Raw genomic sequence first — 21,840 nt, 5'->3', positions numbered from 1 at the left:
TCTTTCGGCTTTGGACTTTCGCCTGTCGGCCTTTCGACATTCACTACGTTAGCCGATTCCCTCCGCAACTCATAATCGAGTTCCACCGGGTTGGAATTCGGGCATGCGGGCATGCCGAATTCGCTCCCGCTGAGGGGCGTCGTAGGTAGTGGGTTGGCCGCTTCCGGCTGCAGGCAATTGCCGTACCCGGTTCAAGCGACTCGGGCTACGTTACGCGCCGGCCAACAGCGAGTCAACTTCGACGGCGCCGGGGGACGTGGGCGCGATAGGGGCTCACCGTCGGGTCGTCGGCCACCCAGTACCGCCAGGGGTGGACCGATCCGTCGCCGGAGACTCCGGTGCGCGGGCCGTTGCGTACCTGGTCGGACCGGACCGGGGTCCCGGTCAGGATCCTCAGGGGGGTGTCGCCCGCGGCGCAGGCGTCCGTACCGTCGAGGGTCCGGTCCACGCCCAGGGCGGTGGCCAGGCGGGCGGGTCCTTTGGCCAGTTCCTTGTCATTTCGGGCCGAGAGTCGACGTTTGCGGGCCGCTTCGGCCCCTTCGACGATCTCACCGGCGCGGAGCAGGACCGCGCTCGCCCTGCCGTCGGGACCGCAGACGAGGTTCATGCAGTGCCACATGCCGTAGGTGAAGTAGACGTACACATGTCCGGGCGGACCGAACATGACGCCGTTGCGGGCCGTGGGGCCGCGATAGGCGTGGGAGCCGGGGTCGTTCGGACCGTCGTATGCCTCGACCTCCGTGAGGCGCAGGGCGATCGGACCGTCGGGGGTCGTACGGACGAGGAGGCGGCCGAGCAGATCCTGGGCCACCTCCAGGACAGGGCGGTCGAAGAAGGTCCTGGGCAGGGGCGTACGGTCGGGGGTCGCGATCATGCCCTCCGAGCGTAATGCAGACGTGTGGGTGCGTCGGGGTGGTCAGCGGGCGTCCGGCTTGCCAGGGTGTGGGACGCGGAACCGGTCACGCCGGGATCGCGTATGTAGGGGTCGAGGGATCCCGTAAGAAGAAGGTCGTAGAGGGAGAGACATGGCGTTCAAGAAGCTGCTCGCGAGTCTGGGGGCCGGCGGGGCTTCGGTCGAGACGGTGCTGACCGAGGTCAACGTCGTTCCGGGCGGTGTCGTCCAGGGTGAGGTGCGGATCCAGGGCGGGTCCGTCAACCAGCAGATCGAGGGGCTCTCGGTCGGGCTTCAGGCCAAGGTCGAGGTCGAGAGCGGCGACCAGGAGTACAAGCAGGACATCGAGTTCACCAAGCTGCGGCTCGGGGGCGCCTTCGAGCTCCAGGCCGGCGCTGTGCACGCGGTGCCGTTCGGGCTCGAGATCCCCTGGGAGACGCCGGTCACCACGATCGACGGCCAGACGCTGCGCGGTATGCACATCGGTGTGACCACCGAGCTGGAGATCGCCCGCGCCGTGGACTCCGGCGACCTGGACCCGATCAACGTCCACCCGCTGCCGGCGCAGAAGGCGATCCTCGACGCCTTCATCCAGCTGGGCTTCCGCTTCAAGAACGCGGACCTGGAGCGCGGGCACATCCGCGGTACGCGGCAGAAGCTGCCGTTCTACCAGGAGATCGAGTTCTTCCCGCCGTCGCAGTACCGGGGGCTGAACCAGGTCGAGCTGAGCTTCGTGGCCGACGAGCACACGATGGACGTCGTGCTGGAGATGGACAAGAAGCCCGGGCTGTTCAGCGAGGGCAGTGACACCTTCCGCTCGTTCCAGGTGGGTCTGAACGACTACCGGGCGACCGACTGGGCGGCGTACCTCAACCAGTGGCTGTCCGAGGTCGGCAGCAAGCGCAACTGGTTCTGACACGCGCGGAGAGAGGGCCCGGAGTGCCGTACGGCGCTCCGGGCCCTCTGCGCGTGCTCGCGCCGGACGTGAAGGTCGTAGGCTCCGAAGGGAGTGCCTTTCCGATCGATCAGGAGGTGTCGACGTGACCGAGCTGAAAAGGCGGCCACTGCCCCACGATTTCCATCCGCCGGTGCCGTCGTTCACGGTCACGAGCGAGGATGTGCGGGAGGGGGCGACGCTGGATGACGCCCAGGTCCACGCGGCGGGGAACACCTCGCCGCAGCTGCGGTGGGAGGGCTTCCCGTCCGGGACCAAGAGCTTCGCCGTGACCTGCTACGACCCCGACGCCCCCACAGGCAGCGGATTCTGGCACTGGGTGCTGTTCGACATCCCGGTCTCGGTGACCGAGCTGCCGGCGGGTGCGGGCAGCGGTAAGTTCGAGGGGCTGCCGGAGGGTGCCGTGCAGGCGCGCAACGACTACGGCAGCAAGGACTTCGGCGGGGCCGCGCCGCCGCCCGGGGACGGGCCGCACCGGTACGTCTTCACGGTGTACGCGGTGGATCAGGAGAAGCTCGGTCCGGACTCCGACGCCTCGCCCGCGGCCGTGGGGTTCAATCTGCGGTTCCACACGCTCGCCCGCGCGCAGTTGATCGGGGAGTACGAAGTTCCGGCGGAGTGATGAGTCAGCTCATCGTTCATTGAACGTTTGCCCGCCTCTGGTCTTGGAAGTGATCAGAGGCGGGCATTTTTGTTGCCGGGGGTCGCGGGGGTCACCTCCCGTGGAGCAGCAGATATTGCGTTGTCCATCTCGGCGTGCCCGGCCAGAGTTGATCCCAGCCCGCCAGGGGGTGGGCCGGTGCACACAGGAGGTGGGCTGGTATGCGGGACACGCTGGTACTGAACGCGAGCTTCGAGCCGCTGTCGACGGTGACGTTGAACCGAGCCGTCGTTCTGGTGCTCCAGGACAAGGCCGTCGTCGAGCAGGCCCACCCCGAACTGCGGATGCGCGGAGCCGAGGTCGACATCCCGGCGCCTCGTGTGATCAGGCTGTGCAGGTACGTACGGGTGCCCTTCCGAAGACAAGCTCCGTGGTCGAGGCGGGGTGTGCTGATAAGGGACCGGCACCGTTGCGCGTACTGCGGTCGCCGGGCGACGACCGTCGACCACGTGGTGCCGCGGGCGCAGGGCGGTCAGGACGTGTGGCTGAACACGGTCGCCTCGTGCGCGGAGGACAACCACCGTAAGGCGAACCGGACTCCGGAGCAGGCGGAGATGCCGTTGCTGCGGCAGCCGTTCGAGCCGACGCCTGCTGACGCGATGCTCCTGGCCCTGGGGCAGGACGACTTCGCCGCCCTGCCGCACTGGTTGGCCGGAGAGGCCGCGTAGCGCTCCGCGCGGGGCCGGCCTTCTGTCCGCGGGCCCGCTGTGACTGGTCGCGCAGTTCCCCGCACCCCTTGGAGGGTGGCGGGGAACCTGTGTCGTGCGGAGGCCGAGTCAGTCGATCGAGGGCTTCTCGCGGCGCTCCGAACCGCCGCCGTTACCGCCGTTGTTGCCGTTGTTGCCGCCGGAACCGCCGCCGAAGTTACCGAAGTTGCCCATCGCGCCGGACAACCCCTTGAGGGCGTCACCGATTTCGCTGGGGACGATCCAGAGTTTGTTGGCGTCGCCTTCGGCGATCTTCGGGAGCATCTGGAGGTACTGGTAGGAGAGGAGCTTCTGGTCCGGGTCGCCGGCGTGGATGGCCTCGAAGACCGTACGCACGGCCTGGGCCTCGCCCTCGGCGCGCAGCGCGGCTGCCTTGGCCTCACCCTCGGCGCGCAGGATCTGGGACTGCTTCTCGCCTTCGGCGGTGAGGATGGCGGCCTGGCGGGTGCCTTCGGCGGTGAGGATCGCGGCGCGCTTGTCACGGTCGGCGCGCATCTGCTTCTCCATCGAGTCCTGGATGGAGGTCGGTGGCTCGATGGCCTTCAGTTCCACGCGGTTGACGCGGATGCCCCACTTGCCCGTCGCCTCGTCGAGGACGCCGCGCAGCGCCGCGTTGATCTCCTCGCGGGAGGTCAGGGTCCGCTCCAGGTCCATGCCGCCGATGATGTTGCGGAGCGTGGTGACGGTGAGCTGCTCGATCGCCTGGATGTAGCTGGCGACTTCGTAGGTCGCGGCCCGGGCGTCGGTCACCTGGTAGTAGATGACCGTGTCGATGTTCACGACCAGGTTGTCCTGGGTGATCACCGGCTGCGGCGGGAACGGGACGACCTGTTCGCGCAGGTCGATGCGGTTGCGGATGGTGTCGATGAACGGGACCACGATGTTGAGGCCCGCGTTGAGTGTCCGCGTGTAGCGGCCGAACCGCTCCACGATGGCGGCACTCGCCTGCGGGATGACCTGGATCGTCTTGATCAGGGCGATGAAGACCAACACCACCAGAATGACCAGGACGATGATGACCGGTTCCATCGCGGCTCCCCGTACCTTTCTCCGCCTCGGCGCTTTCGGAAGATCTTATGCCTGTTGAAGATCTTGCTGGTCGAGTGTGACAGACCGTCGTACGGCTCGGGAGGTGTTCTGTTCACTTGCGTGGTGCGGGAGTTGTACAAGGTCAGATGACGATCGCCGTGGCCCCCTCGATGTCCACGACGTCGACTTCCTGGCCCACGTCGTAGGCGCGATCGGTGTCGAGTGCGCGCGCCGACCAGACCTCTCCGGCGAGTTTGATACGGCCGCCCGAGGCGTCGACCCGCTCCAGCACGACGGCCTGTTTGCCCTTCAACGCGTCGATGCCGGTGGCGAGTTGCGGACGCTGTCTGCTGTGCCGGGTCGCGATCGGGCGTACCACGGCGATCAGGGCGACGGAGACGACGATGAAGACGAGCACCTGGGCAACGGCGCCGAAGCCCAGACCTGCCGCGACGGCGGCGGCCACCGCGCCGACCGCGAGCATGCCGAACTCGGGCATCGCGGTCACCACGAGGGGGATACCGAGCGCTGCCGCGCCGACGAGCCACCACACCCACGCGTCGATGTCGTTCACACCGTCATGGTAGAGCCGCATGTCCTGCCGGGGACAGGGCGCACGGGGAGCGGTCAGGCCATCGGGAGGCCCTGTGCCGTCCAGCGCTCGCCGACCTGTTCCACGACGAGCGGGAGGCCGAAGCAGAGCGAGAGGTTGCGGGAGGTGAGCTCGAGTTCGACCGGGCCGGCGGCGAGGACCTTGCCCTGGCGGATCATGAGGACGTGGGTGAAGCCGGGGGCGATCTCCTCGACATGGTGGGTCACCATGATCATCGAGGGGGCGATGGGGTCGCGCGCGAGGCGGCCGAGGCGGCGGACGAGGTCCTCCCGGCCGCCGAGGTCCAGGCCGGCGGCGGGCTCGTCGAGGAGCAGCAGCTCGGGGTCGGTCATCAGGGCGCGGGCGATGAGGGTGCGCTTGCGCTCGCCCTCGGAGAGGGTGCCGAACTTCCGTTCGAGATAGTCGCTCATGCCGAGGCGGTCGAGGAAGGCGCGGGCGCGCTGCTCGTCGACGTCCTCGTACTCCTCCTGCCAGCCGGCCGTCATGCCGTACGCGGCGGTCAGCACGGTCTGGAGGACGGTCTGCCGCTTGGGGAGCTTGTCGGCGAGGGCGATGCCGGCCATGCCGACGCGCGGGCGCAGCTCGAAGACGTCGGTGCCGGGCCTGCCGAGGGTCTCGCCGAGGATGGAGACGGTGCCCGCGCTGGGGAAGAGGTAGGTGGAGGCGATGTTCAGGAGGGTCGTCTTGCCGGCCCCGTTGGGACCGAGGATGACCCAGCGCTCGCCCTCCTTGACCGACCAGGAGACCTGGTCCACCAGAGCCCGGCCCTCACGGACCACGGATACGTCCTGAAGCTCCAGAACATCGCTCATGAGCGCGTTGTCTCCCCTTGCAGTGCGGCCGGTCGGTTGTCGCGGGCGCCGGTGGCTCGGTCCGCCGCGCGTGGGTGGGCGCGGCTCTCCGGGAAAATCTACGCCACCGGTCGGGCGGCCCGTTCCATCGGTCCGGTCCTTAGGGTGGAGGCATGTTCTCGGAACCGCGCTCTGGTCGCCTCGCCGCTTGGGGAAATGCCTTGTTGGCCGGAATTGTCTCGCCGGACGACGCCGTGATCGCCGTCGTCGGTGAGGACGCCGTGCACCGGGTGGAGGGGTTGCCCGGCGAGGCCGCGCCGGTCGGACTCACGCTCGCGCTGGGTCGGCTGCGGGCGCTCGGAGTGAACGGACTGCGGGTGGCGCTGCCTGCTCCGGGGCATCCGCTGGGGCTGAGCGGACCGCCGGAGTTCAACAAGCGGGCGCTGGAGGCGGAGGAAGCGGTGGTCTGCCACGGCGCCGGGTACGGGCTCGTGCCCGAGGTGTACGAGGCGGGGCCCGACGGTGATGTGCATGTCGAGGTCGTGTGGCACTGCCTGCCGGTGCGGGAGGCTCCGCCGGCCGATGTGCCGTCGTTGGGCGAGGCGGAGCGGGAACTGGCGGAGGCGCTGCGGGACGCCACGGCCGTGCTGTCACGGCTGGACCTGGCAGGGTCGGGGCCGGCGGCGGAGGCGGCGATCGACGCGTACCGGGCGCGGGCCGAACAGGGGCGGGAGGTGCTGGCGCCCGGGTATCCGCCTCGGGCGGTGCGGGTGCTGGAGCTGGCGCAGCGGGTCGGGCTGCTGGTGTCCCTGGCCCGGGAGAACGGGCCCGGGGGTGCGGTGAGCTCGGCGGAGATGGTGGTGCGTGCGGAGGCGTTGCGGCCGGTGGAGCGGACGGCTCGGCGGGCTCTGGTCGCCGCGTACAACTCCGTTGTGGAGGAGCGGGAGCGGGGGGTTCGGTGAGGGGGGCTTCTTGGTCGGCGTGAGGCGGAGCGAGCGTCTGCGGGGGCTGGGCCCCCAGCCCTCTTCGGCCCTGAAAGGGCCTTGTCCTCAAGGCCGGACGGGCTGATTCTCCGGCGCGCGGAGGGGCCCACGCGTCGTCGTCGACGGGTGGGCCCCTCCGTGGTGCTGCTTCGGGATCAGTTGTTGACGCAGGTGTTGCCGAACGCCGGGTTCAGCAGGCCGACCACGTTGATCGTGTTGCCACAGAGGTTGACCGGGACATGTACCGGCACCTGGACGACGTTGCCGGACACGACGCCCGGCGACTTCACGGCCGCGCCCTCGGCGCCCGCGTCGGCGACGGCGGCACCGGCCGAGGCGCCCGCGGCGATACCGGCGACGGTGAGGGCCACGGCGGCCTTTTTGGCGATGTTCATGAGAAGCGTTCCTCCTGCGGTTGCGTGTCCGACCCGGCCGCGGGTCGTGCGCTGCCCAACGCGGCAGTGCTCGGGGCGGTGCGGGGGCTGCCGGGAAGACACCTCGTTCGGATCATTGGAGCGACAAGCAGACCGGCCTCCCCCGGTGGGGGCCGAGGGGAGGCCGGGGGTCACCGAGGGTGCGAACCGGACCTCAGTGGTTGAGGCCCAGGTTGCCGAAGGCCGGGTTCAGCACGCCGACGACGTTCACGCTGTTGCCGACCACGTTGACCGGGACGTCCACCGGGGCCTGGACGAGGTTGCCCGAGACGACGCCCGGCGAGCCCTTGGCCTCGCCGAGGGCCGTGGCGCCGTCGGCGGCGGAGGCCATGCCGGCACCTGCGGCCATCAGCCCACCGGCCACCATCGTCACGGCCGCTGCCTTCTTCAGGTTCTTCACTTCTGAGCCCTCCTAGCGATCGCCGCGGCAGTCGCCGCGGCACGCACTGGAGAACGGCGGCGGGCCACGAAGGTTGCGCCATCCGGGGGACATTCCCACGACGGTATGAATCTCGGATCGGAAGTTAACCTTCCGCGTTGCCCGGCCGGAGCGCCCCGCGACGCTGCCGGTGGTGCGCCGGAGCGTGTTTCAGCGGGTCAGACCATGGCGTACGGCCCACAGCGCGGCCTGTGTGCGGTCCGCGAGGTCCAGCTTCATCAGGATGTTCGAGACGTGAGTCTTGACGGTCTTCTCCGACAGCACCAGGGCGCGGGCGATCTCGCGGTTGGAACGGCCGTCCGCTATCAGGCCGAGCACCTCGCGCTCCCGTTCGGTGAGCGCGCCGCCTCTGCCCTGACCCGAGTTGCCCTCCTCCTGGGAGAGGAGCGCGACGGCGACCTCGGGCTGGAGCAGGATGTGGCCGGCGTGGACCGAGCGGATGGCGCCGGCCAGGGCATCGGGATCCACGTCCTTGTAGACGTACCCGGCGGCGCCGGCGCGCAGGGCAGGGACCACGGTGCGCTGCTCGGTGAAGCTGGTGACGATCAGCACGCGCGCGGGGTTGTCCAGTTCACGGAGTCTGCGCAGGGCCTCGACCCCGTCCATGCCGGGCATCTTGACGTCCATCAGGACCACGTCGGGCTTGAGCTCCTCGGCGAGGGCGACCCCTTCGGCGCCCTCGGCGGCCTCGCCGACGACCTCGATGTCGTCCTGCACCTCGAGAAAGGTGCGCAGGCCCCGGCGGACGACCTGGTGGTCGTCGACGAGCAGCACCTTGATTGCGTCAGCCACCGGGAGCCTCCATCTCGATCGTGGTGCCCTCGCCGGGCGCCGAGCGCACGGTGAGTCTGCCGCCGACACCGCTCGCCCGGTCCCGCATCGAGACCAGACCGAGGTGACGGCCGGCCCGGCGGACCGTCGTCGGGTCGAAGCCGCCGCCGTCGTCGGTGACACGCAGAAACGTGTCGGGGCCGCGTCTGCCGAGGGTCACCTCGACGCGTTGCGCACCGGAGTGCCGCAGCGCGTTGTGCAGGGCCTCCTGCGCGACCCGCAGCAGGGCTTCCTCCTGGGCTGCGGGCAGCGCTCGGACGCCTTGACCGGTGAAGGTCACGCGCGCGGTGTGGGCGCGGTCCAGCACCTGGATGTGGGTGCGCAGGGTGGCCACGAGTCCGTCCTCGTCGAGGGCGGCGGGGCGCAGCTCCACGACGGCGGCACGCAGTTCGTCGGCGGCCTCTGCGGCGAGCGCGGCGACCTGCTGCAGTTCGTCCTTGGCGCGCGCGGGGTCGCGGTCGACGAGAGCGGCGGCGGCCTGAGCCGTCAGGCGCAGGGAGAACAGCTTCTGGCTGACCGCGTCGTGCAGTTCATGGGCCAGCCGGGAGCGTTCCTCGGCGATGGTCAGTTCGCGGCTGCGCTCGTACAGGCGGGCGTTGGTGAGGGCGATGGCGGCGTGCTGCGCGAGGATCGAGAGCAGCTCCTCGTCGTCCTCGGTGAAGCCGCAGCCGCCCTCGGGCCTGGCGCAGTTCTTGTTGGCCAGGAACAGGGCGGCGATGACCTCGTCGCCGTCGCGGACGGGCAGGCCCAGGAAGTCGGACATCTCGGGGTGCGCGGACGGCCAGCCCTCGAAGCGGGGGTCCTGGCGCACGTCGGCCAGCCGCTCGAAGCGGGCCTCCTGGAGCATCGACGCCAGGATGCCGTGCTGGCGCGGCAGCGGGCCGATGGCCTTCCACTGCTCCTCGCTGACGCCGTCGACGACGAACTGGGCGAAGCCGCCGTGGTCGTCGGGGACGCCGAGGGCGGCGTACTGCGCGTCCAGCAGTTCGCGGGCGGAGGCGACGATCGTCTTGAGGACGTCACGGACCTCGAGGTGCCTGCTCATGGCCAGCAGCGCGGTGCTGACCGCGGCGAGGCCGGACCGGGGGCCTTGACTCATGTCCTCACGGTACCGGCGGGGTGTGACAGCGCGGATCGGACCTGTGACGGCCGTGGACCGGGGCGGAAGTCCTAGGTCGGAGGTCCCCGGTACGGCGGCTCAGGGCGAGGGGCCGGGTGTGCGGGCGTAGGACGAAGGGCCCTCCCGGCTTGCGTCCCGCGTCCGAGGCGGCGGGCACGAGCCCGTTCCTAGGTTGGGATCACCGCCGGACGGCGGCGGATCGGACGAGGGGACGGTTGTCATGCCGGTAGCGATCATCACGGGAGCCTCGAAGGGGCTGGGGCGGGCGTTGGCCGGGGCGCTGGCCGCGCGGGGGTGGGATCTGGTGCTCGACGCCAGGACCCCGGAGCCGCTGAAGGAGACGGCGGCGGCCGTGGCCTCGCACGGGACGCGGGTCGAGGCCCGCCCGGGGGACGTCACGGATGCGGCGCACCGGGCCGAGCTGGTGGCGGCCGCGCGGGGGCTCGGGGGCTGCGACCTGGTGGTGAACAACGCGAGCGCGCTGGGCGCCGAGCCGCTGGTACGGCTGGCGGAACTGCCCCTGGACGGGCTGCGACGGGCGCTGGAGGTGAACGTCGTGGCGGCGCTGGGGCTCGTCCAGGAGGCGCTGCCGCTGCTGCGCGGGGCGCGGGCGGGCTCGGTGATCACCGTCAGCTCCGACGCGGCCGCCGAGGCGTACGGGACCTGGGGCGGCTACGGGGCGTCCAAGGCGGCCCTGGACCATCTCGCGGCGGTGCTCGGTGAGGAGGAGCCGGGGCTGAGGGTGTGGGCGGTGGATCCCGGGGACATGGCCACGGACCTGTACGCGGCCGCCGTACCGGACGACCACGGTCCCCGGCCGGATCCGGCCGGGGTGGCGCCGGCCTTCCTGCGGCTGCTGGACGCGCGTCCGGCGAGCGGGCGGTACACGGCTACGGCGCTGCTGGAGGAAGGGCGATGACGCCGGCCACGGGGGTGTTCGGGCACGCGCGCAGCCGGGGGCGGTGGAAGGTGCCCGCGGAGCTGTCGGCGCGGGTGCCGGCCGAGCAGCGCGAGCCGGGGCGGGACCGGGACGACGTACGGCTGCTGGTGTCGCGGGGGACGGAGGTGGCGCATCACGGGTTCCGGGAGCTGCCGGGGCTGTTGCGGGCCGGGGACCTGCTCGTGGTGAACACCTCGCCGACGCTGGCGGCGGCCGTGGACGGACGGGTCGGGCACGCGCGTGTGGTGGTGCACTTCTCCACGCGCGGTGACGACGGACGGTGGGCGGTCGAACTGCGTGATCCGGACGGCAGCGGCACCACACGCGCGCGTGCCGGAGGGCCCGTGGGGTCCGAGGTGCGGCTGGCCGGTGGTGTGCGGCTGGTGCCGGAGGAGCCGCTGAGTCCGGGGAGCGGGCGGCTGTGGTGGGCCCGGGTGTCTCCGGCCGGGGCGGTGCCGGGGCTGCTGCGGGCGTACGGGCGGCCCATCCGTTACTCCTACACCGAGCGGGACCAGCCGCTGTCCGTGTACCAGACGGTGTTCGCTCTGCCCTCGGCCGATGGTGCGGGCAGTGCGGAGATGCCGAGTGCGGCGCGGCCCTTCACTCCGGGGCTGGTGGCGGAGCTGGTCAGCCGGGGGGTGCAGTTCGCGCCGATCACGCTGCACACCGGGGTCGCCTCGGCGGAGGTGCACGAGCCGCCGTATCCGGAGCGGTTCGCGGTGCCCGAGGCGTCGGCCCGGCTGATCAATGCCGTGCGGGGTACCGGTGGCGGGCGGGCGAGCGGGCGGGTGATCGCGGTGGGGACCACCGCTGTACGGGCCGTGGAGTCGGCGGCCGGGGCCGGCGGCGTCGTACGCGCGTGTGCGGGCTGGACGGATCTCGTCGTCACTCCCGAGCGTGGAGTGCGGGCGGTGGACGGGCTGCTGACCGGGCTGCACGAGCCGGAGGCCTCGCATCTGCTGATGCTGGAGGCGGTGGCGGGAGGGGACGCGATCGACCGTGGGTACGGCGCGGCGCTGGAAGGGCGCTACCTGTGGCACGAGTTCGGGGACGTGCACCTCCTCCTGCCGCCCGACGAGTCCTGACACAGAGCATTGCTCGGGCAACTATCCGTGAGAACGGGGTGGCGACCGTGTGAGCCCGCACATAGGGCGCGGATCACGTACTACGGGCAATAGGAGTCAAAGGGGACGCGGTGAACGGGGCAGATGGTTCTATCTGTCCCGATTTGCCCTTCCCCGATCCACTATCGAGGATCGTACGTCACACCTTTGCCTGCCCTTTTTGCGGCCGCTAAGAATGGCTCACGTCGCTCAGCGCCGCGGGTTCACCTCCGGCGCTCGTGCCGAAAGCACCCGCTGTCCGACGTCGGACGAAGAGAGCGACCTCCGCGCTATTCGAAGAGGTCCTTCCGCATGCCCAAGAACACTCACAAGATCGCGATCGCCGGTGCAGCCACGCTCGGTGCCGCCGCCCTCGCCTTCTCCGTGGTGCCGGCCGACGCGCAGACGACCACTACGGACGCCGTCTCCTCGGCCCGGGTCGCCTACAGCTCCGCGCCGGTGCAGAACGTCAAGGCCGACGTGACCGACCAGCTGGCAGCGAAGAGCGTGAAGATCGACGCCATCGAGGCGAAGAAGAAGGCGGCCGCGGCCGCCGCGAAGTCCACCGCCGCGAAGTCCGCCGCCGCGCACAAGGCGGCCGCCGCGCACAAGGCCGCCGCCGCGCACAAGGCCGCCGCCAAGAAGGCCGCCGCCGCACACAAGGCCGCCGCCAAGAAGTCCGCCGCCGCGCACAAGGCGGCCGCCGCGCACAAGGCCGCCGCCGCGCACAAGGCCAAGGAGGCGGCGAGCCGCTCCGCCAAGCGCGCCGCGGTCAAGCAGGTCACCGTCAAGCGCTACGCCAACAACCTCGACGGCTGGATCAAGCATTCCCTGGCCATCATGAAGTCCAAGGGCATCCCGGGCTCCTACAGCGGCCTGCACCGCAACATCATCCGGGAGTCCTCGGGCAACCCGAAGGCGATCAACAACTGGGACATCAACGCCATCAACGGCATCCCCTCCAAGGGCCTGCTCCAGGTGATCCCGCCGACCTTCGCCGCGTACCACGTCGCCGGGACGTCCTGGAACATCTACGACCCGATCGCCAACATCACCGCCGCGGCGAACTACGCGGCCGACAAGTACGGCACGATCGACAACGTCGACAGCGCGTACTGAGCGATCCTGTACCGAGCGACCGCGTACCGAGCGACCGCGCGCCGAGCGCTCTCCGTACGCCGATGGGCGGCACCCCGTACCAGGGGTGCCGCCCATCGGCGTACGGCGAAGGGACTACTTGCGCATGACCTCGGGCTCGTGGCGGCGCAGGAAGCGGGCCACGAAGAAGCCGCAGATCACACCGAGGACGATCAGCGCGGCCATGTCCAGGCCCCAGACTCCGACACTGTGCTCCCACAGCGGGTCCGTCGCACCGCCGTCCTTGGGCGGGCTGATCTTGTTGAAGTCCAGCGTGGCGCCCGCGGCGGCGACCGCCCAGCGCGAGGGCATCAGATACGAGAACTCGTTGACGCCGACCGCGCCGTTCAGGGTGAACAGGCAGCCGGTGAAGACGACCTGGATGATCGCGAACATCACCAGCAGCGGCATGGTCTTCTCGGCCGTCTTCACCAGCGACGAGATGACCAGTCCGAACATCATCGACGTGAAGCCCAGCGCCATGATCGGGATGGAGAGCTCGAACATGGTGGCACTGCCGAGGACCAGGCCCTCCTTCGGGATCTCCCGGCTCGCGAAGCCGATGACGCCGACCATCAGGCCCTGGAGCAGGGTGACCACGCCGAGCACGAACACCTTGGACATCAGGTACGCGGAGCGGGACAGACCGGTGGCACGTTCCCGCTCGTAGATGACCCGTTCCTTGATCAGCTCGCGGACCGAGTTGGCCGCGCCCGCGAAGCAGGCGCCGACCGCGAGGATCAGCAGGACGGTGGTGGCCGTGCCGTTGGGGATGATCCGGCCGGTCTTCGGGTTGACCGGGTTGGGCAGCAGGCTGTTGCCGGAGTCGATGAGCAGGCTCACCGCGCCGAGGACGGCCGGCAGGATCACCGTCAGGGCCAGGAAGCCCTTGTCGGAGGCGATCACCGAGGCGTAGCGGCGCACCAGCGTGACGAACTGGGACATCCAGCCCTGCGGCTTCGGCGGCTTCATCGCCTGCATCGGCGGCATCTGTACGGACTGCGGCGCGATGGCGTCGATGTCCGCGGCGTACATCTGGTAGTGCTGCGAGCCCTTCCAGCGGCCCGCCCAGTCGTAGTCGCGGTAGTTCTCGAAGGCGGAGAAGACATCGGCCCAGGTGTCGTAGCCGAAGAAGTTCAGCGCCTCCTCGGGCGGGCCGAAGTAGGCGACGGCACCGCCCGGAGCCATCACCAGCAGCTTGTCGCAGATCGCGAGTTCGGCCACCGAGTGGGTGACGACCAGGACCGTGCGGCCGTCGTCGGCGAGGCCGCGCAGCAACTGCATCACATCGCGGTCCATGCCCGGGTCGAGGCCGGAGGTCGGCTCGTCCAGGAAGATCAACGACGGCTTGGTGAGCAGTTCCAGGGCCACCGAGACGCGCTTGCGCTGGCCACCGGAGAGGGAGGTGACCTTCTTCTCCTTGTGGATGTCCAGCTTCAGCTCGCGCAGCACCTCGTCTATGCGGGCGTCACGCTCGGCGGCCGTGGTGTCGGCCGGGAAGCGGAGCTTGGCCGCGTACTTCAGGGCCTTCTTGACGGTCAGTTCCTTGTGCAGGATGTCGTCCTGCGGAACCAGGCCGATGCGCTGACGCAGCTCAGCGAACTGCTTGTACAGGTTCCGGTTGTCGTAGAGGACGTCGCCCTGGTTGGCGGGCCGGTAGCCGGTGAGCGCCTTGAGCAGGGTCGACTTGCCGGAACCCGACGGTCCGATGACCGCGATCAGTGACTTCTCCGGGACGCCGAAGGAGACGTCCTTGAGGATCTGCTTGCCGCCGTCGACCGTGACGGTCAGGTGGCGGGCCGAGAAGGAGACCTCACCGGTGTCGACGAACTCCTCGAGCCGGTCCGCGACGATCCGGAACGTCGAGTGGCCGACGCCGACGACGTCGGTGGGCCCCAGCTGGACCGAGCCGCCCTTGGGGATCGGCTGGCCGTTGACGTAGGTGCCGTTGTGCGAGCCGAGGTCCCGGATCTCCATCCGGCCGTCGGGCGTCGAGTGGAACTCGGCGTGGTGACGCGAGACCTGGAGGTCGGAGACGACCAGCTCGTTCTCGAGGGCACGGCCGATGCGCATCACCCGGCCGAGGGAGAACTGGTGGAACGTGGTCGGGCTGCGGTCTCCGTAGACCGGCGGCGCCCCCGCGCCTCCGCCGGGCACCTTCTGCACATACGGCTCGCCCGGCCCCTGCTGCTGCGGGACGTGCGGCGCGCCCTGCTGCGGCGGCTGCCAGCCGGCCTGCGGCGACTGCGGTTGCGGGGCCTGCTGGGCCCAGCCCGGGTTCGCGGCCTGCGCGGCGTACGGCTGCTGCTGGGGCTGCGCGGCGGGCGCCTGCGCTCCCGAGACGTTCACCCGCGGTCCGTCGGTCGCGTTGCCCAGGTGCAGCGCCGTGCCGGGACCGATGTCCAGCTGGTGGATCCGCTGCCCCTGCGTGAACGTGCCGTTGGTGCTCCCGTGGTCCTCGACGACCCAACTGCGCCCGTTGAAGCTGACGGTGGCATGGCGCCAGGAGACCCTGGCGTCGTCGAAGACGATGTCCCCCTGCGGATCACGTCCGAGGGTGTATTGCCTGGACGGATCGAGCGTCCAGGTGCGTCCGTTCAATTCCAGTACGAGTTCCGGCACTCCAGCCCCACTGAGTTGTCCCCCGATGCAGCCCCATCAACGGGGAGTCTAGGGATGTCGAACATCGGGGGGAACTATTTCAGTAGCGGCCCCCTGACCGAAAGTCGGGCCTTGTGCGGAGCGGGTGCGAGCGTATCGGCCGTTCCCGTTGACGGGGTTGAAACCGGCCCGGAGAGTGGTAAAGCACGCGAGGGGGACGGAAGCGGCGATCTTCGCCGCCGCGCGCCGCGGATCGGGGGGTCTGCATGAGTGCCGGTACGGGTGTCGAAGGCAGTGGGAGCGTGGCGCGCGGCAGGGGCGTGCCGTGGACGGACGTGCTGCTGGCCGCGATCGCCGCGGTGAGCTGGGCGTTGATCGGGATGGCGGGTACGGCGGCGCTGGGGCTGCACCTGCTGGAGGCGGACTCCGCGGGCTCGTTGGGGCCGATGACCGCAGCGGTGGTGGCGCTGGGCGCCGGGGGTTCGGTGACTCCGTCGGGTGACGTGTCCGCTTTCGGGCTCACGGGCGCGGAGGCGAACACCGCCATCGAGATCACGCCACTGGGGGTGAGCCTGGTCGGCGCGCTGCTGCTGTCGTGGTTCTTCCTGCGGTCGCTGCGCGGGGCCGGAGCGGTGATCGCCCCCGCCGAACTCCTCGCGCGCGTGGGCGCGGTGGTGGCGCTGTACGTGGCGATGCTGGGCGGGCTGGCCTGGGCGGGGCACGACGTCATCACACTGGACGGGGGCGCGCTGGGACTGGACGACCTGCCCGGTGGGGGCGGCGGGGGCGGTGGCGGACTGGAGGTCCCGGGCCTGGGGGACATCGGCGGACTGCTGCCCGACCGGCTCGGCGACCTCGTCGACGCGAAGGCCGCGGTCGGTTTCACCGTCGACACGGCACCCACGCTGCTCGGTGGTCTCGGCTGGTCGCTCGGCATCCTGCTGATCGCCCTGCTGGCCTCGCGGCGCACTCCGCTGCCGCCCGGCTGGGAGGCGGTGCACCGCGTGGTGAGGCCCGCGGTGTCCGCCGTCGTGACCGTGCTGCTGGTGGCCGTGGCGGCCGGGTTCGCGGCGGCGGCGTACGCGGCGATCGGCGACGACCACCCGAGGCGGATCACGGGGGCGGCGCTGCTCGGCGCGCCGAACGGGGTCTGGCTGGGCATCCCGATCGGTCTGTTCGTCCCGTGGGACGGACGGGCGACGGGCGCGCTGACCGGCGTCCTCCCGGACCCCCTGGACGATCTGCTGAGCGCCGGAACCGAACAGTCGGTGACCCTGCACCGCCTCGCGGGGCTGGACGGACGGGTGTGGCTGCTGGGCGTGGCGGCGGCGCTGATGATGCTGCTCGCGGGGGTGCTGACGGCCGTGCGGACACCGGTGGCGCCGGTATTTCCGCCGGCCTCGGGAGCGGGCGCGGGATCGGGGTCGGTCGCCGGGGCGGGACCGGGCGGGCGCGGGGTCGGTGTGGCCGGGTTCGTGGGGCGCTGCGCCCTGCGGTTGGGGATGGCGACGGGACTGGCGTTGCCGCTGATCGCCTGGCTGACGAACGTGTCCGTGGACGCCTCGCTGTCCGTGCTGGGGTTCGACGCCTTCGGGGCCGGGATCGAGCTGCGCGGGCACCTCGGTGTGGCGCTGCTGCTGGGCGCCGTGTGGGGCGCGGGGGCAGGGGCCGTCGGTGCGCTGTCGGCCTGGGCCACGGGGGCCGCGGGACGGCGGACGGCACCGCCGGCACGGGGTGACGCGGGGGGCGGCGCGGCGGGCCCCGGCGGGGGCCGCGGGCCGTCGGGTCCCCCGGGCGGACGGGCGGGGCCGTACGGACCGGGGGCGCCCTCGTACCGTCCGCCGAACCCGGCGACCAACCCCTACCTGCGGGTGCCGGAGGAGTTGCGGGAGGGGCGGGACGTTCAGGACGCCCGGCCCGATCGGGCAGGTGGCGACGGGGCCGGGCCGTCGAGGCCGTACGAGAGCTCCCGGCGGAGCGAGCCGCCGTCGGGTGCCCCGCCGGCGGTCCGGCGGGGTGGCGGGCGGCTTCCCGCCGTGCCGCCGGGACCGGACGACGTCTACGGCGCCCCGACGGTGGTACGGCCGATGGGGCCGCCGCCCCGTTCACCGCGCCGGCCCGCCGCCCCGCGGCCCGGGCCGCGCGCCGGGGAACGACCGCCGCCCGGCCCGGAGGAGGGCCCACCGCCCCCGCCACCGCCTCCGCCCGCCCCTCCGAGGGGGCCCAAAGCGCCCGGGGGGTCCCGATGAGAGGCCCCCGCCGCTGAACCCGAGACCGGCCGTCCAGGTGCACGCCACCTCGCTGACTTCCACTGTTACCCGTCCGTCAGGCGGACCTCGGCGGCGGGCGGCACGGAGTGCCGGATACGGTGGGTACACCATGAGCGCTTCGCAGACTTCGTCCTCCGACGTCCCCACGCTCCTTGTCAAGATCTTCGGCAAGGACCGGCCTGGCATCACGGCCGGCCTCTTCGACACCCTCGCCGCCTTCTCCGTCGACGTGGTCGACATCGAGCAGGTCGTGACCCGAGGCCGGATGGTGCTGTGCGCCCTGGTCACCGAGCCGTCCTCCGGTCTGGAGGGCGAGCTGCGGTCGACGGTCCACAGCTGGGCCGAGTCGATGAAGATGCAGGCCGAGATCATCTCCGGTATCGGTGACAACCGGCCGCGAGGCCTCGGCAGGTCCCTGGTCACCGTGCTCGGGCATCCGCTCACCGCGGAGGCCACGGCGGCGGTCGCCGCGAAGATCACCAAGGCCGGCGGGAACATCGACCGCATCTTCCGGCTCGCCAAATACCCCGTGACCGCCGTGGAGTTCGCCGTTTCCGGGGTGGAGACCGAGCCGCTGCGCACCGCCCTGGTCACGGACGCTGCGGCGCTGGGGGTGGACGTCGCGGTGGTCGACGCCGGCCTGTACCGGCGGGCCCAGCGGCTCGTGGTCATGGACGTCGACTCCACGCTGATCCAGGACGAGGTGATCGAGCTCTTCGCCGCGCACGCCGGCTGCGAGGACGAGGTCGCCGAGGTGACGGCGGCCGCGATGCGCGGTGAGCTCGACTTCGAGCAGTCGCTGCACGCGCGTGTGGCGCTGCTGGCGGGGCTGGACGCCTCGGTCGTGGACAAGGTCCGCACCGAGGTGCGGCTTACGCCGGGGGCGCGCACGCTGATCCGGACGCTGAAGCGGCTCGGGTACCAGGTGGGGGTCGTCTCCGGCGGCTTCACCCAGGTCACCGACGACCTTCAGGAACGTCTCGGGCTGGACTTCGCCCAGGCCAACACGCTGGAGATCGTCGACGGCAGGCTGACCGGCCGGGTCACCGGCGAGATCGTGGACCGTGCGGGCAAGGCGCGGCTGCTGCGCCGGTTCGCCGCGGAGGCGGGCGTACCGCTCTCCCAGACCGTGGCGATCGGCGACGGCGCCAACGACCTCGACATGCTGAACGCGGCCGGACTCGGGGTCGCCTTCAACGCCAAGCCGGTCGTGCGCGAGGCGGCGCACACGGCGGTGAACGTGCCGTTCCTGGACACCGTCCTGTATCTGCTCGGGATCACCCGCGAAGAGGTCGAGGCCGCCGAGACGCACGACGAGCGGTAGCACCGGCGACGGCCGTACCGGACGCCCTGACACGGGGACGCCCGGGGACCGGGACACCCGCGCAGGCGGATGCCCTGTTGGACCGGGACGCCCGGGGACCGGGGCACCCTGGCAGGCGGATGCCTTGGGACCGGGACGCCCTCACGGGCGGATGGCCGGGCACCGGGACGCAGCCACGGGTCACCTGCGCCCACAGGCGCCGGGGCACACCGACATCATGGACAGGGCCCGGCGCCGTCGCGGTGCCGGGCCCTCTCGCGTGCCGGGTGGTTACTCCTCGGGCGCCCAGTAGTCGCGCAGCGTGGCCACGCCCGGTTCCAGGGACTTCCAGGAACCGTCGTGGGTGAGGACGGCGAAGGCCGCCGCCGGGAAGCCGCGGCGCTGCATCCGCTCGCCCGCGTCGCCCTCGGCCTGTCCGGACAGGATGTCGGCGAGGCCCTGGATGCCCGGGTTGTGGCCGATCAGGACGACGTCGCGCACGTCGTCGGGGGTTTCGTTGAGCAGGGCGATCAGCTCACCGGGCGAGGCCTCGTAGATCCGCTCCTCGTAGACGGTTTTCGGCCGCTGCGGGAACTCCTGCACGGCGAGCTTCCATGTCTCGCGCGTGCGGGTCGAGGTGGAGCAGAGGGCCAGGTCGATGGGGATGCCGGTGTCGGCCAGTCTGCGTCCGGCGACGGCGGCGTCCTTTCGGCCCCGCTCAGCGAGCGGACGCTCATGGTCGGTCACCTGTGGCCAGTCGGCTTTCGCATGGCGGAAGAGGACGATCCTGCGGGGTTCAGCGACGCTCATGAGTCCCAGCTTCGCATGAAACAGGCCATGGGGCGCAGGGAGTTGACATGCGGCCTCACCAGCGGTCCCGGGCTTCGCCCTAGCGTGTGACCAGCTGCTGCACCCGCTCGACGAGATGGGTGATCGCCGGGTCTCCGGTGGCCGCCTGGGCGTCGGCCGGGTTCAGGATCAGCACGAACAGCACGGTGAAGGCGAGCATCGGCAGGGCGAGGGCCCACCAGGGCAGCCGCGAGTCGACGCCGCCCTGGACGGCCGGGTGGGGCCGGGTGTGCGTAGGGGCCGACATGGGTGCCTCCGCTGACTTCGAGTGGTCCGTGGACCTCGGCAGGTGAGCCGCGCGCCGCGGTCACCCCTCGAAGTTACGTAATCGGCGGCCCCCAACCCATCCGGAGAGCCACCCACTTGACCCTGACCCTGGCCCCCTAGGGGAGGGGGTGCCAGCCCTACCCCCGGCCCTGAGCCGAGGGGCTCGGCAGGGTCGTCACGGCCGGCCCGTCAGGGAGAGGCGATGGTCGCGATCACGGCGATGACGACGAAGATGGCGAGGAACGAGCCGAAGACGAGCAGCATCTTCTTCTGGCCGTTGCGCGGGTTCGGATCGAGCACTGGCATACGGCAAGTCTCCCACCCCGCCCTCGCGGCGGTCCTCCCGGGGTCAGCGGGCGGCTTCCTCCTCGACCGTGCGGTCACGGCCCGCCAGGACGCCCACGACCGTCTGCGGGACCATCAGGGCCGCCATGAGCGCGAGGGGCAGTCCCCAGCCGCCGCTGTGCTGGTAGAGCACCCCGACCAGCAGCGGCCCGGGGATGGAGATCAGGTAGCCGGTGCTCTGTGCGAACGCCGACAGCTGCGCCACTCCCGGGCCGGTCCTGGCGCGCATCCCGACCATCGTGAGAGCCAGCGGGAAGGCGCAGTTGGCGATGCCGAGCAGCAGGGCCCAGGCCCAGGCGCCGCCGGACGGCGCGAGGTACAGGCCGGCGTATCCGACGAGGCCGCAGCCGCCCAGCGCAACCACGATCGGGCCCTGGTGCGGCAGCCTCGCGGCGACGCGCGGGATGACGAAGGCCAGCGGCACCCCCATGGCCATCGTCAGTGCGAGGAGCAGCCCGGCCGTGCTCGCGGGTACCCCGGCGTCCCGGAAGATCTGCGGCATCCAGCCCATGGTGATGTACGCGGCGGTGGCCTGGAGGCCGAAGAAGACGGCGAGCGCCCAGGCGGTCCGGCTGCGGGTGACGCGCAGCGGGGCCGCCGACGGCTGCGGCATGCGCGCGTGGGGTTGCGGTGCAGCGGCGTGGGACTGCGGGGCGGACGCGTCGGGCTGCGGCACGCGCGCGTGGGACCCGGGGGGCTGCGGGACAACCGGGTCCGCCTGCGGAACCCGCGCGTGGGGCTGCCGGCCCGGGCCGTGGGCCGGCGGGGAGGGCTCGGGGCCCTGCGGGGCGGGCTCGGCACGCTGCGGGTCCTGCTTGCGTTGCTCCCCCGCAGTCCCTTGCTCCCGTGCCGTCCGTCGCTCCCCCGCCGGGCCCGCGCCGCCGTCGGCTGCGGTCCCCGTCCCACGATTGCGGGCGAGCGGCACCCAGGGCAGGACGGCCGCGGCCGCCAAGGCCGCCCACAGAGCGAGCCCGGTCCGCCAACTGCCGCCCAGCGCCTCGGTCATGGGCACGGTGATCGCCGCGGCGGTGGAGGTGCCGAGGGCGAGGGCCATCGAGTACAGGCCGGTCATGGAGCCGACCCGGTCGGGGAAGTGGCGCTTGACGATGACCGGCATCAGGACGTTGCTGACGGCGATGCCCATGAGGGCGAGGGCACTGGCGGCGAGGAACCCGGCCGTGCCGCCCGCGTACGGGCGCAGCAGCAGTCCCGCCGCGATGGCGGCCATGCCGGCGCACACCACCGCGCCCGGCCCGAAGCGGCGGGCCAGCCGGGGCGCCGTGACGCCGAAGACGGCGAAGCAGAGCGGGGGCACGGACGTGAGGAGCCCGGCCACGCTGCCGCTCATGCCGAGCCCGTCACGGACCTCTTCGAGGAGGGCGCCGAGGCTCGTGATGCCGGGCCGGAGGTTGAGGGCGGCCAGCACGATGCCGACGACGAGCAGCCGTGCGCCCCGGCGCCCCGCGCGCGTGGCCGTTCGGGGCGGCTCACCCTCTTGCGGAGGGCGCGGGGGCGGGGATGTCTTCGTCCGGGTCTGCTCGCTCGCCATGCCACCCATCATAGAATCATG

At 71.4% G+C, this 21,840-nt stretch carries 22 protein-coding genes; 9 read left to right on the top strand and 13 right to left on the bottom strand.

Annotated features, from left to right (window positions below):
• Window positions 1-232: 232 nt before the first annotated feature.
• The gene (locus OHS71_RS31715; protein WP_328482753.1) at window positions 233-874 is read right to left on the bottom strand and encodes a DNA-3-methyladenine glycosylase; all 642 of its coding nucleotides are present in this window, start codon (window positions 872-874) and stop codon (window positions 233-235) included.
• Window positions 875-1,025: 151 nt separating this feature from the next.
• Here OHS71_RS31715 and OHS71_RS31710 point away from each other — a divergent pair, with 151 nt between their 5' ends.
• The 3 genes from OHS71_RS31710 to OHS71_RS31700 all read left to right on the top strand — a co-directional run bounded on the left by OHS71_RS31710 (window position 1,026) and on the right by OHS71_RS31700 (window position 3,176).
• Entirely contained in the window at window positions 1,026-1,808 is a 783-nt protein-coding gene (locus OHS71_RS31710) for a sporulation protein (RefSeq protein ID WP_328482752.1), read from the top strand.
• Window positions 1,809-1,932: 124 nt separating this feature from the next.
• On the top strand, window positions 1,933-2,469 hold the full coding sequence (locus OHS71_RS31705) for a YbhB/YbcL family Raf kinase inhibitor-like protein (protein ID WP_328482751.1): 537 nt from the start codon (window positions 1,933-1,935) through the stop codon (window positions 2,467-2,469).
• A 200-nt stretch (window positions 2,470-2,669) separates the two neighbouring features.
• A complete protein-coding gene (locus tag OHS71_RS31700; RefSeq protein WP_328482750.1) occupies window positions 2,670-3,176 on the top strand; it encodes an HNH endonuclease in 507 nt (168 codons plus the stop codon).
• A gap of 108 nt (window positions 3,177-3,284) precedes the next feature.
• On the opposite strand, the gene OHS71_RS31695 is transcribed toward OHS71_RS31700, so the two are convergent.
• From OHS71_RS31695 to OHS71_RS31685, 3 genes are all read right to left on the bottom strand, one after another.
• Complete coding sequence (locus OHS71_RS31695) at window positions 3,285-4,244, bottom strand: SPFH domain-containing protein (protein WP_328482749.1); 960 nt, start codon at window positions 4,242-4,244, stop codon at window positions 3,285-3,287.
• A gap of 142 nt (window positions 4,245-4,386) precedes the next feature.
• Window positions 4,387-4,818, bottom strand: coding sequence for an NfeD family protein (locus OHS71_RS31690; protein ID WP_328482748.1), 432 nt, complete (start codon window positions 4,816-4,818; stop codon window positions 4,387-4,389).
• 53 nt (window positions 4,819-4,871) lie between these two features.
• A complete protein-coding gene (locus OHS71_RS31685; protein WP_328482747.1) occupies window positions 4,872-5,669 on the bottom strand; it encodes an ABC transporter ATP-binding protein in 798 nt (265 codons plus the stop codon).
• A gap of 152 nt (window positions 5,670-5,821) precedes the next feature.
• Between OHS71_RS31685 and OHS71_RS31680 the strand changes: the two genes are divergently transcribed.
• Window positions 5,822-6,610: a hypothetical protein gene (locus tag OHS71_RS31680; RefSeq protein WP_328482746.1), complete on the top strand. Its 789-nt coding sequence runs from the start codon at window positions 5,822-5,824 to the stop codon at window positions 6,608-6,610.
• A 176-nt stretch (window positions 6,611-6,786) separates the two neighbouring features.
• On the opposite strand, the gene OHS71_RS31675 is transcribed toward OHS71_RS31680, so the two are convergent.
• From OHS71_RS31675 to OHS71_RS31660, 4 genes are all read right to left on the bottom strand, one after another.
• Window positions 6,787-7,026 carry a chaplin gene (locus tag OHS71_RS31675; RefSeq protein ID WP_328482745.1) on the bottom strand — a complete coding sequence of 80 codons (240 nt, stop codon included), beginning with the start codon at window positions 7,024-7,026 and terminating at the stop codon, window positions 6,787-6,789.
• A 193-nt stretch (window positions 7,027-7,219) separates the two neighbouring features.
• Window positions 7,220-7,465: a chaplin gene (locus OHS71_RS31670; RefSeq protein WP_328482744.1), complete on the bottom strand. Its 246-nt coding sequence runs from the start codon at window positions 7,463-7,465 to the stop codon at window positions 7,220-7,222.
• A 189-nt stretch (window positions 7,466-7,654) separates the two neighbouring features.
• Complete coding sequence (locus tag OHS71_RS31665; RefSeq protein ID WP_328482743.1) at window positions 7,655-8,296, bottom strand: response regulator transcription factor; 642 nt, start codon at window positions 8,294-8,296, stop codon at window positions 7,655-7,657.
• On the bottom strand, window positions 8,289-9,434 hold the full coding sequence (locus OHS71_RS31660; RefSeq protein ID WP_328482742.1) for a GAF domain-containing sensor histidine kinase: 1,146 nt from the start codon (window positions 9,432-9,434) through the stop codon (window positions 8,289-8,291). Before OHS71_RS31660 ends, OHS71_RS31665 begins: the two co-directional genes overlap by 8 nt.
• Before the next feature lie 241 nt (window positions 9,435-9,675).
• Between OHS71_RS31660 and OHS71_RS31655 the strand changes: the two genes are divergently transcribed.
• The 3 genes from OHS71_RS31655 (at window position 9,676) to OHS71_RS31645 (ending at window position 12,617) form a co-directional block, all read left to right on the top strand.
• On the top strand, window positions 9,676-10,374 hold the full coding sequence (locus tag OHS71_RS31655) for an SDR family NAD(P)-dependent oxidoreductase (protein ID WP_328482741.1): 699 nt from the start codon (window positions 9,676-9,678) through the stop codon (window positions 10,372-10,374).
• A complete protein-coding gene (locus OHS71_RS31650) occupies window positions 10,371-11,480 on the top strand; it encodes an S-adenosylmethionine:tRNA ribosyltransferase-isomerase (protein ID WP_328482740.1) in 1,110 nt (369 codons plus the stop codon). Before OHS71_RS31655 ends, OHS71_RS31650 begins: the two co-directional genes overlap by 4 nt.
• Window positions 11,481-11,810: 330 nt before the next feature.
• The gene (locus OHS71_RS31645; protein ID WP_328482739.1) at window positions 11,811-12,617 is read left to right on the top strand and encodes a transglycosylase SLT domain-containing protein; all 807 of its coding nucleotides are present in this window, start codon (window positions 11,811-11,813) and stop codon (window positions 12,615-12,617) included.
• A gap of 114 nt (window positions 12,618-12,731) precedes the next feature.
• On the opposite strand, the gene OHS71_RS31640 is transcribed toward OHS71_RS31645, so the two are convergent.
• The gene (locus OHS71_RS31640) at window positions 12,732-15,257 is read right to left on the bottom strand and encodes an ABC transporter ATP-binding protein/permease (protein ID WP_328482738.1); all 2,526 of its coding nucleotides are present in this window, start codon (window positions 15,255-15,257) and stop codon (window positions 12,732-12,734) included.
• Between the two features lie 245 nt (window positions 15,258-15,502).
• On the opposite strand from OHS71_RS31640, the gene OHS71_RS31635 reads away from it, so the two are divergent.
• Together OHS71_RS31635 and serB are read left to right on the top strand one after the other, a co-directional pair.
• On the top strand, window positions 15,503-17,485 hold the full coding sequence (locus OHS71_RS31635) for a streptophobe family protein (RefSeq protein WP_328482737.1): 1,983 nt from the start codon (window positions 15,503-15,505) through the stop codon (window positions 17,483-17,485).
• Window positions 17,486-17,615: 130 nt separating this feature from the next.
• Window positions 17,616-18,830, top strand: a complete 1,215-nt coding sequence (serB, locus tag OHS71_RS31630; protein WP_328482736.1) for a phosphoserine phosphatase SerB — start codon at window positions 17,616-17,618, stop codon at window positions 18,828-18,830.
• Between the two features lie 270 nt (window positions 18,831-19,100).
• Here serB and OHS71_RS31625 read toward each other — a convergent pair whose 3' ends face one another.
• The 4 genes from OHS71_RS31625 to OHS71_RS31610 all read right to left on the bottom strand — a co-directional run bounded on the left by OHS71_RS31625 (window position 19,101) and on the right by OHS71_RS31610 (window position 21,819).
• Complete coding sequence (locus tag OHS71_RS31625) at window positions 19,101-19,619, bottom strand: SixA phosphatase family protein (protein ID WP_328482735.1); 519 nt, start codon at window positions 19,617-19,619, stop codon at window positions 19,101-19,103.
• 79 nt (window positions 19,620-19,698) lie between these two features.
• Window positions 19,699-19,905, bottom strand: a complete 207-nt coding sequence (locus OHS71_RS31620; protein ID WP_328482734.1) for a hypothetical protein — start codon at window positions 19,903-19,905, stop codon at window positions 19,699-19,701.
• A 209-nt stretch (window positions 19,906-20,114) separates the two neighbouring features.
• Window positions 20,115-20,231, bottom strand: coding sequence for an SGM_5486 family transporter-associated protein (locus tag OHS71_RS31615; RefSeq protein ID WP_267926429.1), 117 nt, complete (start codon window positions 20,229-20,231; stop codon window positions 20,115-20,117).
• Window positions 20,232-20,274: 43 nt separating this feature from the next.
• Complete coding sequence (locus tag OHS71_RS31610; protein ID WP_328482733.1) at window positions 20,275-21,819, bottom strand: CynX/NimT family MFS transporter; 1,545 nt, start codon at window positions 21,817-21,819, stop codon at window positions 20,275-20,277.
• Window positions 21,820-21,840 lie beyond the last annotated feature (21 nt).

Origin of the sequence: Streptomyces sp. NBC_00377 (genome assembly GCF_036075115.1) — a bacterium.
GTDB lineage: Bacteria > Actinomycetota > Actinomycetes > Streptomycetales > Streptomycetaceae > Streptomyces.
This window is presented reverse-complemented; position numbering and strand designations above follow the sequence as displayed.

What these genes read in the sequence shown, in the direction of transcription:
- OHS71_RS31680 (WP_328482746.1), top strand. Translation starts at nt 5,822, where the DNA reads ATGTTCTCGGAACCGCGCTCTGGTCGCCTCGCCGCTTGGGGAAATGCC.
- OHS71_RS31710 (WP_328482752.1), top strand. Translation starts at nt 1,026, where the DNA reads ATGGCGTTCAAGAAGCTGCTCGCGAGTCTGGGGGCCGGCGGGGCTTCG.
- OHS71_RS31645 (WP_328482739.1), top strand. Translation starts at nt 11,811, where the DNA reads ATGCCCAAGAACACTCACAAGATCGCGATCGCCGGTGCAGCCACGCTC.
- OHS71_RS31650 (WP_328482740.1), top strand. Translation starts at nt 10,371, where the DNA reads ATGACGCCGGCCACGGGGGTGTTCGGGCACGCGCGCAGCCGGGGGCGG.
- OHS71_RS31685 (WP_328482747.1), bottom strand. Translation starts at nt 5,669, where the DNA reads ATGAGCGATGTTCTGGAGCTTCAGGACGTATCCGTGGTCCGTGAGGGC.
- OHS71_RS31625 (WP_328482735.1), bottom strand. Translation starts at nt 19,619, where the DNA reads ATGAGCGTCGCTGAACCCCGCAGGATCGTCCTCTTCCGCCATGCGAAA.
- OHS71_RS31695 (WP_328482749.1), bottom strand. Translation starts at nt 4,244, where the DNA reads ATGGAACCGGTCATCATCGTCCTGGTCATTCTGGTGGTGTTGGTCTTC.
- OHS71_RS31610 (WP_328482733.1), bottom strand. Translation starts at nt 21,819, where the DNA reads ATGGCGAGCGAGCAGACCCGGACGAAGACATCCCCGCCCCCGCGCCCT.
- OHS71_RS31675 (WP_328482745.1), bottom strand. Translation starts at nt 7,026, where the DNA reads ATGAACATCGCCAAAAAGGCCGCCGTGGCCCTCACCGTCGCCGGTATC.
- OHS71_RS31715 (WP_328482753.1), bottom strand. Translation starts at nt 874, where the DNA reads ATGATCGCGACCCCCGACCGTACGCCCCTGCCCAGGACCTTCTTCGAC.
- OHS71_RS31660 (WP_328482742.1), bottom strand. Translation starts at nt 9,434, where the DNA reads ATGAGTCAAGGCCCCCGGTCCGGCCTCGCCGCGGTCAGCACCGCGCTG.
- OHS71_RS31620 (WP_328482734.1), bottom strand. Translation starts at nt 19,905, where the DNA reads ATGTCGGCCCCTACGCACACCCGGCCCCACCCGGCCGTCCAGGGCGGC.
- OHS71_RS31700 (WP_328482750.1), top strand. Translation starts at nt 2,670, where the DNA reads ATGCGGGACACGCTGGTACTGAACGCGAGCTTCGAGCCGCTGTCGACG.
- OHS71_RS31635 (WP_328482737.1), top strand. Translation starts at nt 15,503, where the DNA reads ATGAGTGCCGGTACGGGTGTCGAAGGCAGTGGGAGCGTGGCGCGCGGC.
- OHS71_RS31655 (WP_328482741.1), top strand. Translation starts at nt 9,676, where the DNA reads ATGCCGGTAGCGATCATCACGGGAGCCTCGAAGGGGCTGGGGCGGGCG.
- OHS71_RS31615 (WP_267926429.1), bottom strand. Translation starts at nt 20,231, where the DNA reads ATGCCAGTGCTCGATCCGAACCCGCGCAACGGCCAGAAGAAGATGCTG.
- serB (WP_328482736.1), top strand. Translation starts at nt 17,616, where the DNA reads ATGAGCGCTTCGCAGACTTCGTCCTCCGACGTCCCCACGCTCCTTGTC.